This is a genomic window from Flammeovirga kamogawensis (assembly GCF_018736065.1).
Lineage (GTDB): Bacteria > Bacteroidota > Bacteroidia > Cytophagales > Flammeovirgaceae > Flammeovirga > Flammeovirga kamogawensis.
This window is the reverse complement of record NZ_CP076128.1, coordinates 2,979,865-2,996,876: the sequence shown is the minus strand read 5'-3', so window position 1 is coordinate 2,996,876 and position 17,012 is coordinate 2,979,865. Positions and strand designations below refer to the sequence as shown.

At 32.9% G+C, this 17,012-nt stretch carries 9 protein-coding genes; 5 read left to right on the top strand and 4 right to left on the bottom strand.

Features of this window, described 5'->3' with window-relative positions; all coding sequences use genetic code 11:
- Positions 1 to 154: 154 nt before the first annotated feature.
- On the top strand, positions 155 to 1,846 hold the full coding sequence (locus tag KM029_RS11985) for a thiamine pyrophosphate-binding protein (protein WP_144073513.1): 1,692 nt from the start codon (positions 155 to 157) through the stop codon (positions 1,844 to 1,846).
- A gap of 50 nt (positions 1,847 to 1,896) precedes the next feature.
- Here KM029_RS11985 and KM029_RS11980 read toward each other — a convergent pair whose 3' ends face one another.
- The 3 genes from KM029_RS11980 to KM029_RS11970 all read right to left on the bottom strand — a co-directional run bounded on the left by KM029_RS11980 (position 1,897) and on the right by KM029_RS11970 (position 11,412).
- On the bottom strand, positions 1,897 to 2,862 hold the full coding sequence (locus tag KM029_RS11980; protein WP_158631041.1) for a helix-turn-helix domain-containing protein: 966 nt from the start codon (positions 2,860 to 2,862) through the stop codon (positions 1,897 to 1,899).
- A 152-nt stretch (positions 2,863 to 3,014) separates the two neighbouring features.
- Positions 3,015 to 6,440 carry a carbohydrate-binding protein gene (locus tag KM029_RS27120; RefSeq protein WP_144073511.1) on the bottom strand — a complete coding sequence of 1,142 codons (3,426 nt, stop codon included), beginning with the start codon at positions 6,438 to 6,440 and terminating at the stop codon, positions 3,015 to 3,017.
- A gap of 67 nt (positions 6,441 to 6,507) precedes the next feature.
- A complete protein-coding gene (locus KM029_RS11970; RefSeq protein ID WP_144073510.1) occupies positions 6,508 to 11,412 on the bottom strand; it encodes an Ig-like domain-containing protein in 4,905 nt (1,634 codons plus the stop codon).
- A gap of 684 nt (positions 11,413 to 12,096) precedes the next feature.
- Here KM029_RS11970 and KM029_RS11965 point away from each other — a divergent pair.
- From KM029_RS11965 to KM029_RS11950, 4 genes are all read left to right on the top strand, one after another.
- On the top strand, positions 12,097 to 13,284 hold the full coding sequence (locus KM029_RS11965; protein WP_184679502.1) for a GlmU family protein: 1,188 nt from the start codon (positions 12,097 to 12,099) through the stop codon (positions 13,282 to 13,284).
- Positions 13,285 to 13,334: 50 nt separating this feature from the next.
- Positions 13,335 to 13,949, top strand: a complete 615-nt coding sequence (locus KM029_RS11960; RefSeq protein ID WP_144073508.1) for a 2'-5' RNA ligase family protein — start codon at positions 13,335 to 13,337, stop codon at positions 13,947 to 13,949.
- Positions 13,950 to 14,156: 207 nt separating this feature from the next.
- Entirely contained in the window at positions 14,157 to 15,173 is a 1,017-nt protein-coding gene (gene pdhA, locus KM029_RS11955) for a pyruvate dehydrogenase (acetyl-transferring) E1 component subunit alpha (RefSeq protein ID WP_144073507.1), read from the top strand.
- Between the two features lie 201 nt (positions 15,174 to 15,374).
- Positions 15,375 to 16,100, top strand: coding sequence for a tetratricopeptide repeat protein (locus KM029_RS11950; RefSeq protein WP_158631040.1), 726 nt, complete (start codon positions 15,375 to 15,377; stop codon positions 16,098 to 16,100).
- 42 nt (positions 16,101 to 16,142) lie between these two features.
- On the opposite strand, the gene KM029_RS11945 is transcribed toward KM029_RS11950, so the two are convergent.
- Entirely contained in the window at positions 16,143 to 16,976 is an 834-nt protein-coding gene (locus KM029_RS11945; RefSeq protein WP_144073505.1) for a helix-turn-helix domain-containing protein, read from the bottom strand.
- Positions 16,977 to 17,012: the final 36 nt, after the last annotated feature.

The following is a 17,012-nucleotide window of genomic DNA, read 5'->3' as shown; positions in this document are numbered from 1 at the left end:
TTTCTTCCTATATAAGGTATCCTTAATCTATAAAAAACTAAGTTTATCTTTTTTTACCACAGCTCCATCTTTTTGTACAATAGACTATTTTTTGAAAACTGCACCTTTGTATTGTTCAATAAAAACAATAACAAAAATATAAAATCTATTCATCATGACAGTTTCAGAATTTTTACTAGGAAGATTAAACGAGTTAAGCGTAAATCATTTATTTGGTATTCCAGGCGATTATGTATTACCATTTTTCGATGAGTTAATAGATAAGAATACAGGAGTTAAACATGTTAATAGTAGAAACGAATTAAACGCAACATATTCAGCAGATGGTTATTCAAGACTTAATGGTTTTGGTGCTGCAGCAGTTACTTTTGGAGTTGGTTCTTTAAGTACAGTAAATGCAATATCAGGTGCTTACGCAGATAATTCTCCTTTAGTAGTTATTTGTGGAGCACCAACAAGAGAAGCTTCTAAAACAGTAGGTACTAGGTTATACCATCATTTATTAGGTCAAGACTTCGATACTTCTATGAAAGTAATGGAGAATATTACTATTAAAACGTTGAGATTATCATCTTTAGAAACAGCTGCTGCAGAAATTGATGATTTATTAATTACATCATTCATACATAAAAAACCTGTTTATTTAGAAATTCCATTCGATCTTCAAGGTGCAGAATTAGATATTTATCCTACTTCACCTTTAGATTTTAAGCAGACCGTTACAAATCAGAAAAAATTAACAGCTGCTGTTGATCAGATCCTGAAATTAATAGATAAGGCAGATAGTATTTCCTCTTTAGTAGGCCCTTTATTACAGAGAAATAATATGATCTTGACAACAGATAAAGTCATCTCTCATATTAATGCTTGTGTGGGGACAGTATTTACAGGAAAGATTTCTCATTTCGAAGATCATCCAAATGCTGTTGGTTTTTATCAAGGTAAAGTATCAGAAGATTATACTATAAAAATGATTGATGGAGCAGACCTAAATATTACGTTTGGTGTGCAGCATACAGAATTTGACACTGGTGTTTTTACAGATGGTATTGGTGTTAATCAAGATTCTATTCATATTTTAAATGATATGGTTATAATAAATGGAGAATATTATTTTGATGTTTATTTAAAAGATATTCTTCCTATTTTAGCTGAAAAAGTTACTTCTCTATCTCCTAAACAATTAGAAATTGATAAGTCAGCGAAAAAGTTTTCATTTGAAAGACGTGATAAATTCACTCCTACAGATAATGCTTTAACAATTGATAGAATGTATGTTCAGTTTGCAAACTTCATGGATTCGGGTGATGTTTTAGTAGGTGATACTGGTGGGTACATTAACTCATCACAGACAGAATTTAAGAAAGATATTAAGATTCATGGATGTGGAAATTGGGGTTCTTTAGGAGCAGGTTTTGGAATGAGTGTTGGAGCTAGTTTTGCACACAGTGAAGTAACTTCTGATAAAGGACAAGTTATAAGTATTACTGGTGATGGAGCATTTTTAATGTCTGCACAAGAGTTATCTACTGTAATAGAGCATGAATTAGACATGACTTTAATAATTCTTGATAATTCTGGTTATGGTGCAGAACGCCAGATACACCCAGGTAAAGAACGTTCTTATAATGACTTTTTACCATGGAAATATGAGCAATTGGCAGAAACATTTGGTGATATTGATGGAGTGACTACATCAAGTTATGTAGCACAAACAGAAAATGATCTAGATGGTATTTTCACTGAATTAAGAGGTAAAAAAGGAGTAAATGTAGTTAGAGTAAAATTAGATCCTTGGGATAGTGCATCTTTCAACGTTAAGTTTAGCGAAGCATTACAACACTAAGCCTTTAATTAAATAATATAACTAGAAGCGATCAGCAATGATCGCTTCTTTTAGTTTACATTAAATTTGGTGTAGAATTTACTAGGAGTCTCTCCAAAGAATTTTTTAAACTGCTTAGAAAAATGTTGTACATCACTAAACCCATATTCATAAGCAATTTCTGTAGTACTCATTTTTTTGTCTATAAGTTCTTCTTTTGTTTTTTCCATTCTTTGAATTGTAAAGAAGTTATAGATTGTATATCCAAAAGTTTCTTGAAATAAGCTTTGAAGGAGTGTTTTATGAATCCCATATTTAGCAATGAAATCTCCCACATTTGGTTTTTCTCTTAAATCTTCCAAAATCGTTGTTCTTATTTCAAAGAGGATTTTTAATTGATAATTTGTGATGGATGAATTTTTAATATCAAGTTTTTCAATATCTAAATTGAATAACCTAGCCAAGAAAATAAATTTCAATTCTTGTAACTTTACTTTAAGAACTTGCCCTATTATTTCTGGAGGATAAGAAAAAATTGTGAGTAATGTTTTTTTAAAATTATTGAGTTCTGATCTGTTATCAAGATATATTAAAAAGTGATTTTGTGTTTGATAGTATTTTCTTACTTGTTCATTTAAAATAATATCAAATAACTCTTCTGTATAAAAAAAACTAATGTGTTGTAGATATTCTCCCTTTTTTAATTTCCCTTTAATACGAACATTTTTATCGCTAGTATAAAAACCATCATAACTAATTAATTGCTCGGTATTTTCTTTAAGACTTTTGACATAAATCTCATTATTAAAAAAAGCAGCTAATCTACTAAAATGTTGGGCTTTACTATAATCAAGCTCGTAATCAATAGGTTGTTTTATTTCTAAATTGAAAACTAAAAAATGTTTATAATCAGAAAGCTTATAAAAAAAAATAAAACCTTTAGCAATCTCATTATCAACTTCTATAAAATCATCTGATATGAACTTACCACTAAAAAAGGTAGCTATATCATTTTTGTGATTTTCGAAGTTGGTCATTTTTGATAAAAAACTTAGCATAGAATTCAATTTTGATTTAGGGTTCTATCTATTAATATATTAATATGAATTAAGAGTTCTAAATAAAAAAGCACTCTTAAGAAAAATACCTTTCCTAAGAATGCTTTTACTAAAAAGAAGAAATTTAAAATTTACTCTTTAATAAATTTTTTAGAATACAACTTTCCTTTGTTATCTATGATATGAAGGATATAAATTCCTTTTTTAAGTTGTGATAGATCGACACTATTATTAGTGTTATTTAAAGGATGTTTTTTACCATCTAAACTATATGCACTTAGGTCAACTATTTGATTTTTAAAATTAGAAATAGTCAATTTATTTGTGGCAGGGATAGGATAAATGCGTAATGTTTCTTCTAGTTGTAGAGTAGAAGAACTTGTATTATTTCTAGCATTACTTGATTGAGGTACTAGTTCAATCCAATTTAGATTGAAACCACCTTGCCTAATGTTTATTGCAATTTTACTGATAGGTTCAGTAATAGAAATTTGATCAGAAACAGTAGACCAATTTTGCCATCCACCTGTACTGCTAATACTAGTGTTCGCAAATGTTCCGCCACCACCAGCTTTTTCAAGTTGGATTTCTCCACCGCCATTCATTGAAGCAAATCTATAGCTAACTTCATAATTTCCTGCAGGTATTTCGACATCATAAACAGCCCAATCATTCTGGTCTGTATAGCCAATATTTTCACCACCTTCGCTACAAGCCTCAGTCTGAAGACCATCCATAATTGAATAATTTTCGGCTTCTATTCTAATAGGTGTAATGTTATCTGGTGTGTTGTCTATAGAAGTAAACTGAATCCAATTAATATTAAACCCTCCAGAAGGAATACCAATGGCTATATTTTGCTCTCCAGCAGTTAACTGAACAGTATCAGAAATAGTAGTCCAAGTTTGCCATCCGGCAGTATAAGGAACACTTAATGAACCAAGAATTGTTGAACCACTATTTTGCTCTAAGTTTAACTGTCCTCCGCCATCATTACTTGCCACTCTATATTCGACTAAGTAACTACCTGTTGTAGTTACATCTACATTGTATTTTAACCAATCGCCACTAGAAATATATCCAACATTTTGTCCGCCTTCACTACAAGTTTCTTTCTGAACACCTTCTGCATCAGAATAATTTTCCGCTTCTAATCTTCCAGGAAGCGTAGTAGTAACGACTTCTTGAGAAGGACCTTTGTCATAAACTCTAACATAATCTACTTCCATTCTTTGTGGCCAAATATTAGAATCGACACCTAAAGCACCACCCCAGTCTCCACCAACTGCAAGATTTAAGATTAAATGGAAACGTTTATCAAATGGCCATTCAGCAGAACCACCATGTTTTAAGTGTGTAAAATATTTTTCTCCGTCAATAAAGAAATCCATTTTATCTTCTGTCCATTCTACAGAATAAGAATGAAATTCTGATTGATAAGTAGATTTATCAATAGTATTACTTAACTGTGTACCGATTCTATGGTTATAAGCTTCTGTATGAACGGTACCATGTACTGTGTTCGGATCATAACCTACATTTTCCATAATATCTATTTCACCACTATCTGGCCATCCGCCATATTCCCAATCTGTAGGAAGCATCCAAATGGCAGCCCAAGTTCCTTTTCCACCTGGTAGTTTAGCAGATACGTCAACACGTCCGTATAACCAATCACCTTTATTTTTAGTTACTAATCTAGCAGAAGAATATTCTATGTTTTGATACCAATCTCTTCTTGCCTCAATAATTAGATGCCCATTTTCTACACGGGCGTTTTCTAAACGGTTCTCCGTATAGTTCTGTAATTCATTATTACCGTATCCGCCATTTCCTACATCATATCCCCATTTTGATGGATCTGGTAGACCTGTATAATTAAATTCATCAGACCATATTAATTGAGGTTCATTGATATCAGGATCATTTACAGTAATAGATTGCTGATTCGAAATAGTTACAAGACCATCGTTATCTATAGCTTTTATTTGATAATTGATGATAGTTCCATCTACTTGAGCTGGAATAATACCACTATAAATATCAGCATTATGTGTCATAACAATCACTTGATTATTCCATAAAATCTCTGCATTTACTACATTACTATTGTCTGTAATTGTAGCAGAAATAGTAATGTCATCAGTTGATTTAGGTGATGTAGGAGTACTATTTATAAGAGTTATACTAGGAGGGATTTCAGTTATTACGCTTGTTGCAGTAATATTATCAATATTAAAACCTCCTTGATCGATTACTAATTTAATATTTTGAATACCATTGTTTAGAAGTACATCATTAGAAGAAATAATAGACCAGCTTTGCCATCCATCAGTTGATGCAACATTAATTGTTTCTGTAATAGCAATGTCATCAACTTCTAAGTGAAAACTACCGCCACCTTGAAAAGAAGCAACTTTAAAATCAAAATTATATGTACCTGAAGTTGCTACATTTACCTGATAGTTTAACCACTCTCCAGCTTCTGTCCATCCAACATTAAAACCTCCGTCTGTACAAACTTCAATATCTACTGCATCTGTTCTGTATTCACTACCTTGGTTAGATATATCTGTATCGTAAAATGGAATAGTTGGGCAACCTTCGTTATAATTCTCAGCTTCGAAAGTACCTGGAAGTGTTACTACATTACCATTATAAGCTTGGTGTGGAAGTTCACACGGAACACTTTCCATTTGATAATTAATGCTGAATTGTGAATTAGCATCCGTTTCATAGTTTCCGCTTAAAGTATTGTAAGTAAATGCATCAATTCTATTTTCTTCTGGAACGAAGGTGTAATAACGAAGTGTTGTTCCTTTATCATTATCACATTGGTAATCTGTCATTATACAGTTAACAGTATTTCCTGAAGGTGATGTTTCTGTCCAATATTCTTCTCTTGAACAAGAATGACCACAAATAGCTAAAAATAGGTTGTCATGTTGCTTAATTACATCATTGATTAAACCTCTTTCCTCGAAGAAATCATGGGTAATAAATATTGCTCTTCTATCAGCATATTGATTTAAGATATCATTTGCCCAATTAATTGAGGGAAGGTCGTAGTCTCCAATGTAATTATCGTGTGTTTGTAAGGTAACAACAATAAAGTCCATTCCTGCTTCAGAAAACAAGTAATAGGCATTTTCCATTCCGTTAAAATTACCTCCATAAGTAGGTGTTCCAATAAATTCACTTTCTGGAAAATACTGATTAAACCTATCTAATTGAGGATCGTGATTTCCTTGGCAAGGTGCATACGGCATTCCACTTTCTGTAAATAGATCGTATGCATTACGCACTCTTTGCCATTGTCCATAATCACCCCATTGTGTCATATCACCAAGCGAGGCAACAAAAGAAATATTGAGATTTTGTCGCTGTTCGACGTACCAACCTGTAAGACCCATTAATTTCCATGCGTCACTATCGTATTCTGATAGGTTTTGTGTATCTGGAATTGTACCAAAAGTAAAGCTTTGTGCATTTACATTAGAGAACAAAAACAATAACACAATGAATAGTTGATTTTTTAGTTTTGTAGTGTGTTTCATTTAGGTATATCGATTAGATAATAAATGAGGCAAGGTTAATAACCTCACCTCAAATAATAGTTAGCACTTATTTTTTTATAAATTTTATTGATTTAGAATGTTCAGCGCCGTTTAGCTGAATGAAATAGATTCCCGTTTTTAGATTACTGATCAAAATATCAGCCTTTAACTCGTTGTCAATATTTTGACTGAATTGTATTTTACCATCAATATTAAATACGGTAAGTTGAGAGAAATTTTGAAGTTCTCCATTTAAAGTAATAATGTTAGTGGCAGGGTTAGGATAGGCATTTATTGTAATCTCTTGTTCTAGGGCAAGAGCACTTTCATTTAATCTAGCATTTGATCCAGACGTTGCATAATGAATTTCATCCAATACAATTTCTAAATCTGAACTTGGTGTATTACCAGGAATTTCACCAATTATAAATGGCCTAATTACTTCTGATAAGTTATCAACAACATCATTTAAAGGAATTTCGACATCGTGCCATTGTCCATCTCGAACAAGTCCATAAGCATTTTCACCTCTTCCAAACTGCACTTCTCGTCCACCAGTACGTGTCCATGTATGAATTCTAAAAGGTTCTTGAGAATTTGTTTTTGCCTTAAATCTTAATGTACCACCATTGTAATTACTTAGGTTTAGTACATCCGAGCTATTAAAACCTAATCCAGACCATGTATTTGCAGGCATTGTAAAATTTAATGCAGAATCGCCATAAACACTAGCTTCTGCATTAAGAAGAACATCGCTTCCAGACCAAACCCAAAGTTCTGCATCTATACCATATTCTAAAGATTTAGCAGTTTCTGTTCCATCTTGATAGATACCAAATTTTGTCGGAGGAATAGGATTTGCATAGCCTGGACCACTACTTATAGCACCAATACCATCAATTGAATATACTCTTACATAATCTATTAACATCTCTCTTTCCGAACCGGGAGTTGGTAGAGCGGTAACATTTGCAGCATTATTTTCTCCATTATCAGGGTTGAAAGGGAACCAGCCTCCAACAGCTAAATTCATGATTACATAAAAACTGTCGTCAGAGAAAAATTCATTTTGGAAAGTAGGATTATTTGGATCATTATCAATGCGTAACATCTCATATTCTGTAGATGGGATAGGTTCTCCATCTGAATCAGTTTGTAAGATTGTTGTACGTATGTAGTCTGGTGTCCAATATAAGCGGTAAACAAAAAATGCTTCGTGAGCTTGTTTACCAGATTGCTCACCTGTGTAATAAGAAAAGGCATCTTCATTACCCCATTGTAAATTTGCATCTACACCAGCAGCTTCAGCTCTCCAGAAAATATTTGATTTTACTTCTTCGTTTACATCTCTTTCTAAAGCTTTTGCTCCAGCTTCAAGAATATCAATTTCTCCGGTATATGGCCAATTGTTTCGTGTATGTAGCATCCAGAAAGCAGGCCATAAACCGTTATTCATATCTGGCAGTTTAATACTGGCTTCAACTACGCCGTAATTAATGTTTACTTTTTCTCTAGACATTACTTTGCCAGATGTAAAATCACGGTCCATAAGTGTTTCTTTACGCGCAGTAAGTACAAGTTTACCGTTTTCAACACTTACATTTTCATTTCTATTGGTGTAGGCTTGTAGCTCTTGATTACCAAAACTACAATTGCCAATATCACAGCCATTAGAATTTTCCATAACCCAATTATTAGGGTCTAAAGAATTGCCGTTAAATTGGTCTTCCCATAGCAATGTAAGTTCTCCATTTCCAATTGGTTTAGCAGTAACAATAATTGGGGCAGATGTACTCAAATTACCATCTTCTGTAATAACTGTTATTGTTGCATTACCTTCAGAAATACCCATTATCGTACCATCTTGAGTTACAGTAACAATAGCAGTATTAGAAGATGACCAATTGATATTTTTATTGGTTGCATCTTGTGGTAATATTCTTGGTGAGAGCGTAAACGAGGCATCTTCTTCAATTGTGATCTCATTTTTTTCTTGTAGATCAAAAAGACTGATTGAAGAAACAGGAACAATATTATTTTCTAAAATAACGGTACAGCTAGCAGATAATTGATTAGAACTAACAGCTGTAATTATTGCTTCACCATAACCGATAACATTTACAATACCTGTTTGATCTACAGTTACAATATTTTCATCCGAAGAACTCCAAATAATTGCTTTATCTGTTGTATTACTAGGAAGAACTGTTGCTGTAAGTTGATGTGAAGTGTTTAAAGCTACATCAGCTGGACAGTTATTTAGTGTTATTGATGTTGCTGGGATAGTTGGATTTAGAGATTCAATTTTAATCCAATTGATATTAAAACCACCTGTAGGAGTATAAATAGCCAATTCAGAAATATCATTTTCAATAGTAATTTCTTGCTCAACATCTATCCAAGATTGCCATCCGCCAGTTCCATTAAAAGTAACTTGACCAAATACATTTACTCCTCCAGCTTCTTCTATCTGAATAGTGCCTCCATTTACAGCACTCGCAATTCTATAGGTAATTTTATAAGTACATGCAGGAATGTTTACATTCCAAACAAGCCAATCTCCAGCATCAATCCAACCAACATTTTGTCCTCCATTTGTATCGGTTGTATTTTCTACTTGAACATCTAAACTAGCTGTATATGTTTCTGCCTCTATTAAAGTAGAAAAATTACAACTTATAGAATTGTCTGCTTCTACATTTATTGTTGCTGAAGCCGATATATTTCCATTATTCGAAATTACAGAAATGATAGCAGATCCTTCTGAAATAGCCGTAACAAGACCATTTTGATTGACTGATGCTATTGCAGTATTTGAACTACTCCAAGTAACTGATTTGTCTGTAGCATTTTCTGGTAAAACTGTTGCTGTAAGTATTGTGCTATTTCCTTCTATTAGTGTTTCTGTTATTGTATTTAGGTTGATAGTAGAAACATTTATGATAGGATTTTGAACAGTAACTGTACAGGTAGCATTCAATTGATTACTTGTTGTTCCTGTAATTATAGCTGATCCTCCACTTATTGCAGTAATAAAACCATTTTGATCTACAGCTGCAATGGCAGGGTTAGAAGATGACCATACAATACTTTTATCTGTTGCATTTGAAGGAAGGATATTTGCAGTTATTGTTTGTTGCTCTCCTATGGTTAAAGCAATTGATGAAGTAGATAATGCTATACTATTTGGAGCAATATCAGTATTGTCTTCTTTACTTTTTATCTTGACCCAATTGATATTGTATCCACCACTAGGAGCATGAATTGATAAAGATGTGATTGCTTCAGAAATAGTTACTTCTTCTGTTATATCAACCCAATTTTGCCACCCAGATGTCTGTGTAACTTGAGAACTAGAAAGTAAAGAGTTTTCATTTTTAAGTTCTAAAATGCCGCCACCATCGAGACTAGCAACTCTAAAAGTAACTTCATAAGTACAGGCAGGTAATGCAATATCATATTGTAACCAATCTCCAGCATCAATCCAACCAACATTTTGTCCACCCCCAATATCAGTGGTAGCTTCTAATTGAATGCCATTCATTGTTACATAACTTTCAGCTTCAATCTGATTATCAATATCACAAGTTGGCTGAACTCTGTTGATCACGGTTACATTACAAGTGGCAGAAAAATTACCATCTACAGTAGTTGCAGTGATAATAGAACTTCCTGTTTGATTTGCAGTTATTGTTCCATTATCCACGCCTGCAGCTATTGAACTTGCTGACCATGATACTGTTTTATTAGATGCATTTTCTGGAAGTATCTCTGTAAAAATAGTTAGCTGATCTCCAACATATAAAGTAACATTTGATGTGTTTACTGTAATACCTGTTACATTAACTGTGTTACCAACAACACCCATTGGAGGGTCAGGAAATTGAGCTTTTAAGTTGTTGTAAATGTCTGCAACTTCATAAAAAGCCTGTTTTGGTTGGCGTTCAATCGTAGTAATACCAAACCACTCCTCATTATTAAAATTATCTTGAGGGAATGAACCTGGTAAATCTACATTTCCAACATCATGAGTGGCAGGGTTGCCTGTTTTGTTCCATCCATCTGTAAATTGGAAAAGAGTAATTCCTAATCCACAATCAATAATTTTTTTACCATCTTCTGGGTTAACAGCTGTAAGTACTTGAGAAAGTATCTCTTTCATATCAGCAGCATGCATACCTTGGTTTTCTTCCATAATTCTCACATCATAGCTATCTGCTCCTGCTTCTGATAAGTAAGCACCTTTTACTCTACCTTGTGCATTAAAAGAATACCAAAAATCCCAAATTGCACCACTCGAACCAGTCCATCTGTAAACATTCATTCCCCAAACATCTACATCAGGAGCTACTTCTATAGGATCTCCCCACATATCACCATATTTAGTTGGCTTTTCACCATGTGCAGTAGAAATAGGATGATGAGGATCGATTGCTTTTACACTGGCTGCTGCATTTTGAAGTGCATTAAACCATTCCATTGGACCTCCATCAAACCAACCACCTTCGGCACTTGGGTAAGTATGGTAATTGTATTCGTTACCAAATTCCCACATCAATATAGCAGGGTGATCTTTGTATTGGTTTACATACTCGATATAAGTTCCATCTACAATTTTATACGGGTGACTTGGGTCAGAGTAACCAAAGCCCATTATAATTCGAATACCGCCTGCTGCAAGTTTATCAATTACATTATTCTCTAGAATAGGAGCATAAGTACGGATTGTATTAATACCTGCTTGTTGCATTAAAGCAATATCAGTATCGATATTTTCCCATGTAGGTGATGTACCTCCTTTTGGAATAGGGAGGTAACAAACACCTCTAATAATATACCTTTGATTATTAACATAGAGTCGGGCATTTTGGTTTTCATTACGGATTTCAACATGGTTCTGCCCAAAAACATGCATAGAGAGAAGTGTGCTTAGTAGTAGACTAAGACAAAAAATTAGTTTTTGTTTTTTCATTTCAAATTAATTAGTAGATATATAAGTTTTTAGGATAGCTGGTCCTAAACTGTAAAATAGTATTGGGAGTACTCCAATTTTACGTTACTTTAAGTAATGTTTAATAAGTTGTTATTTACAACTAACGATAATAATGCAACATATAAATATTGCTTAATGATAGAATGGCAAGCTCCGACCTTAGATAGAGGAGACTTGTTAAGAAAGAAGATTTTTAAAAGGAAGTGTGATTTTACTATTCAATTGGTTAGAAAGAAGTAATAGTATTATTTTACATCATAGTTATTTTTTGACTTTTTCAATTATAGCTTAAGTCAAACTTACAATTATTAAGTGTAGAAAAGCAAATTCTTAATTCTATACAGCTTTTCTTGTTTTCATTTAAAAAAAATATTATAACGTGTTGATATACAGTGATATTTGAACACTCATGCATTGTGTTACCAAAAAATATCAATCATTTAAAAAAAAATGATTTTAACAGTAGAACGTAATAATGATGCATTGGGAATGTCTGATATTTCCACCAATACGACATAATACAGTAGGCTATCTAACTCAAAATAAATAGTATAAATAACTTATTATCTCTAGTTGAATTTTGTCTATAGCTTTCAACGATGCATCTTTGCCCCATAATCGCACTATACAAATAGTGTTTGTCCGTTAGATTATCATCATATCATGAACATTATATTATTTGACAATCCTACTCTTAGGGTACAACTATTACCATTTACATTTATACGTCCTGTTGCAGATATACGTGTAGGAATATTTAAAATTTATGAAAAATGGGAACGTGCATTAAAGTGTGAAGTTTCTTTTTTAACAGAAGATTATCTACAAGGAAAATTTCCTGTAAAACATGGTAGTGAGCAATATTATATTAATGGTTCACTCTGTCCAAACCCTTCTATTTTAAAAAGAATTGAAGAGTTAAAGGAAGGACAAGGATTAGTTTGTGGAAAAGAAGTATTGGTTTTACATACGAGTACTAATTATTCTAAGATGACTGATGACCCAGAAGAATTTGAAAAAATTGAAGTTCCTTTAGAAGAGGTTAGTTTAATTCAGCATCCTTGGGATATTTTTACACATAACAGAGAACAAATTATTCTTGATTTTGAAGAAGTAACTAAAGGACGAATTAGTCATCATATTGAAGATCCTCATACGGTTGTTTATGGTAGAGCAAATATTTTTGTAGAAGAGGGAGTAGAAGTACGAGCAGCCATTCTTAATGCCCAAAAAGGGCCGATTTATATAGGTAAAAATGCTGTAATCGAAGAAGGTGTAATTATCCAAGGTACTTGTGCAATAGGAGAGGGAACTCGAATTAACATGGGTGCAAAAATTAGAGAAGATTGTTCTTTCGGACCTCATTGTAAAGTAGGAGGAGAAATCAATAATTCTGTAATATTTGGCTATTCTAATAAAGCTCATGATGGATTTTTAGGAAACTCTGTAGTTGGAGAGTGGTGTAACTTAGGTGCAGATACTAATACATCAAACTTAAAAAACAATTACGGACCAGTAAGAATCTGGAGTTATGAAAAAAGTGAATATGTAAGTACACAACAACAATTTTGCGGAATGATGATGGCCGATTATTGTAAAGCGGGTATTAATACAATGTTTAATACTGGTACAGTAGTTGGTGTAAGTGCTCATATTTTTGGAGGAGGTTTCCCTCCAAAGCATATTCCATCTTTTGCTTGGGGTGCTATTGATTCTAAAGATGTAGCCCAACTAGATAAAATGGTTGAAATTGCTGAACGTGTTTTTGCACGAAGAAAAGCAGATTTCACAGTACATGATCGTCAGATTTTACAAAAAGTATTCGAGCTTAGTAAGTTCGATAGAGAATAAATATTGAAGAGTTGGTAACTAGTTATCAACTCTTTTTTTATACTTATACCATGAAATATATAGCCTTAGATTTAGTTTTATTGCCTTCTTTAAAAGTGCAAAAAGAGATTGTTAATTTAAATCAAACATTAGTAGACAGTACGTTGAAATTAAATGAAACTACAACTGTACCTCACCTTTCAATAGCTATGTGTCGTGTTGCAGTAGATGATTATCCATTCGTATTATCAAGGATAAAAGATTACTTAGAAGCAATGTCATTATTCGAACTAGAATTATTAAAAATTGAGAGCGTTTATCAGCATAATAAAAGTACAATAGGCTGGAGTTTCGAATTGACTAATCCATTAAAAGGCTTACATTATTCTTTAATAAAATTGATAGAAAAATATCATTTTGATGGGGCCTCCGAAAAAGATAATTCAGATTTTTATTTCGTAAATGATGCAATGCCATATTCAGGTATCACCTATTTAAACTCTTTCTTTTCTACATACGCCAAAAACAATTTTAATCCTCATATAACAATTGGGCAAGGTGACGCAAAAGTATGTGCTAAACAGTTGGGGGAAAAGATAGAATTTACTGATATCGCATTATACCATATGGGTACAGGTTGTACTTGTGAAAAGTTATTATGGAAAAAATCTTTGACAGAAATTTGACTTTAAAAACCTGTACTTAAATAATTTTGGTGGGTAATATCATTGTAAATCTATTAAATGGAGCATAATAAGTAAGATTGAATTAAATAATGATTGTTTTTTTACTCTATAAATTAGATATTTGGGCGAAAACGAAAAATTAAAAATATCTTTTAGCGTCTTCGTCATTTAAATGTAAGAGACGCTAACACTCAACAACCTTAAGAGATGTCTCAAGAAAAAGTACTGAAAGAAGAACGCGCTTTCTCGAAAGAGCAATACTGGGAATGGTATGAGAACATGCTATTAGTCAGACGCTTCGAAGAGAAGACTGCACAATTATATGGTCAGCAAAAAATTAGAGGTTTCTGTCACTTATATATTGGTCAGGAAGCTTGTGCTGCTGGTCAGGTTTCTGCATTAACAAAAGACGATCATTATATCACAGCATATCGTGATCATGCTCACCCAATCATGTTAGGTACAGATCCAGGTGCAGTTATGGCAGAAATGTACGGAAAAGCAACTGGTACTACTAAAGGTAAAGGTGGTTCTATGCACATTTTCGATAAAACAGTCAACTTTGCAGGTGGACATGGTATCGTTGGTGCTCAGATTCCTATGGGAGCTGGTATCGCTTTTGGAGAAAAATACAAAGGAACTAAAAATCTTTGTGTAACAATGTTTGGTGATGGTGCAATCCGTCAGGGTGCAATGCACGAAGCATTTAACATGGCAATGGCTTGGAAGTTACCAGTAATCTTTATTGTAGAAAATAATGGTTATGCAATGGGTACTTCAGTAGCTCGTACTTCTAATGTAACTCACTTATATGAATTAGGTGCAGCTTATGATATTCCTTCTCGTCCAGTAGACGGAATGGATGTAGAAGAAGTACATATTGCAATGGAAGAGGCTGCAGCTCATATACGTGCTGGTAAAGGTCCTTACTTCTTAGAATTTAGAACATATCGTTACAAAGGTCACTCTATGTCTGACCCTGCTAAATACCGTACAAAAGAGGAAGTAGCAGAATACAAGGCACAAGACCCTATCGAGAAAGTGAAACAAACACTTTTAAGTAAAGGATATGCTACGGAAGAGGAATTAAAAGAATTTGACAAGTCATTAAAACAAAGAGTTTTAGATGCAGTTAAATTTGCAGAAGAATCTCCTTATCCAGATAAGTCTGAAGCATACACAGATGTTTATGTAGAACCTGATTATCCTTTTGTGAATTCTTAATTCTACTAAATATTTAATATATATAGAGAAGGCTATCCGTTTTGGATAGCCTTTTTTTATTAAAAAGTATATAATTAATCGTTTTTCAGTACAAAGACTCCTTAAAAATATTATAATTGTGGAATATTTTTTAAATTTGCCGACTGAATTATAAAGATTTTTTATTAGGTAAAGACCTATTTATAAATATACATGGAGACCATGAAAGATAAGAAACACGATACAGCAAAGAAAGGTAACACTAGCGAGGAGCATAGCGAGTTTGAGGTATTTGAAAGTGCAGAAGTACTTCAAGATAGATTAGAAGAATCTCAAGACTTTTTTGATAAAAACAAAAATGCTATCCTTATAGCTGTAGGTGTTGTTGTTGCAGCAGTAGCTGGATATTTCTTATACGGAGTAAATCTAGAAAAGCAAAATACAGAAGCTCAAGCAGAATTAGCACCAGCAGTATTTTATTTTGAAAAAGATTCTTTAGGAAAAGCCTTAAATGGTGATGGTAACTTAACTGGTGGTTTCTTAGAAATTGCAGATGAGTATAGCGGAACTAAAGCAGCAAACCTTGCTACATATTATGCAGGTGTATCTTATATGAAAATGGGTGAGTATGCAAAAGCAATTACTCATTTAGATGCATTTTCTGCAAAAGACGAATTAGTACAAGCTAGAGCTTATGCTTTAGTAGGTGATGCTAACGTTGAATTAGAAAAATATCCTGAAGCGATTTCATCTTACAAAGAAGCAATTGCTTACAAGCAAAATAAAGAATTCACTCCATCTTACATGATGAAGTTGGCATTTACTTATGAAGCTGCTGGAGATAATGCAAAAGCATTAGATACTTACAATGATTTATTAGCGAAGTATCCAAAAGTTCAAGAAGCGAACGACGCAAAGAAATATGCTGCTATTCTAGCTGCTAAATAATTGCTCGAGACAAGATATATAAAAAGGTCAGTTGATTTTAAATCAACTGACCTTTTTTGTTTGCTTATAATCTGTTGGTGATACTCCTTCTATTTTCTTAAAATACCTACTGAAAGTTTGTACATCATCAAAACCTAATTCATACCCAATTTCGGATATAGACTTATCTGTATAAATTACCTGCCTTTTGGCTTCTAAAACTATACGATCTTGTATAAACTGTAATGGTTTTTTATGCCCAAAGAGTTTAAAGACGTTAGATAGTGTTTTTGGTGATTTATTTAAAAGGTCTGCATACTCAGCCACTGTATGTTTTGTTTTAAAATGTGTTTCTACTAAATAGTTGAAATTTCTCACCAAGTCTAATTTATCACTATCAGCATTAATTATATCAGTTTGGCTTTTATATATCCTAGTGCATAAAATCAAAAGCCTTTTAAGAAGCATCTGTAACATTTCTAATTGGTGCTCATCTTCAGATTGTAACTCATTTAAAAAAACATCCCAAAGAGGTCCTAATTTCTTTTTATCTTCAGCGCTAATATGAATAAAAGGGAGGTTAGCAGAACCAAAAAAGAGCAAACCTTTACAGCCAACTTCTCCATCATGTTCAGAAATACAATAAAATGGTCTATTAAACCTTAATAATTTAGCATGTTTAATAGCTTTAATTTCTACTTTATGAAATTCAGTTAAGAAGATAATATCATCTGTAGAATAGGTAGCCTCTACACCATCTACAGCTAAAATATTCTCATCAGAATCAAACCATAATACCGTTAATTTATTGGCATTACTTTCTATTTCAGAAGATATATTAGTTGAGGTAATCTCAAGAATTTCTAAATACTCTCCCGTTTCTTTCGTGAATTTCATAACATAATTAATTAAAAAAGCAGATCTACTTTTAAA

Coding starts and splice junctions, on each gene's coding strand:
- KM029_RS11950 (WP_158631040.1), top strand. CDS start 15,375: ATGAAAGATAAGAAACACGATACAGCAAAGAAAGGTAACACTAGCGAG.
- KM029_RS27120 (WP_144073511.1), bottom strand. CDS start 6,440: ATGAAACACACTACAAAACTAAAAAATCAACTATTCATTGTGTTATTG.
- KM029_RS11965 (WP_184679502.1), top strand. CDS start 12,097: ATGAACATTATATTATTTGACAATCCTACTCTTAGGGTACAACTATTA.
- KM029_RS11945 (WP_144073505.1), bottom strand. CDS start 16,976: ATGAAATTCACGAAAGAAACGGGAGAGTATTTAGAAATTCTTGAGATT.
- KM029_RS11960 (WP_144073508.1), top strand. CDS start 13,335: ATGAAATATATAGCCTTAGATTTAGTTTTATTGCCTTCTTTAAAAGTG.
- pdhA (WP_144073507.1), top strand. CDS start 14,157: ATGTCTCAAGAAAAAGTACTGAAAGAAGAACGCGCTTTCTCGAAAGAG.
- KM029_RS11985 (WP_144073513.1), top strand. CDS start 155: ATGACAGTTTCAGAATTTTTACTAGGAAGATTAAACGAGTTAAGCGTA.
- KM029_RS11970 (WP_144073510.1), bottom strand. CDS start 11,412: ATGAAAAAACAAAAACTAATTTTTTGTCTTAGTCTACTACTAAGCACA.
- KM029_RS11980 (WP_158631041.1), bottom strand. CDS start 2,862: ATGACCAACTTCGAAAATCACAAAAATGATATAGCTACCTTTTTTAGT.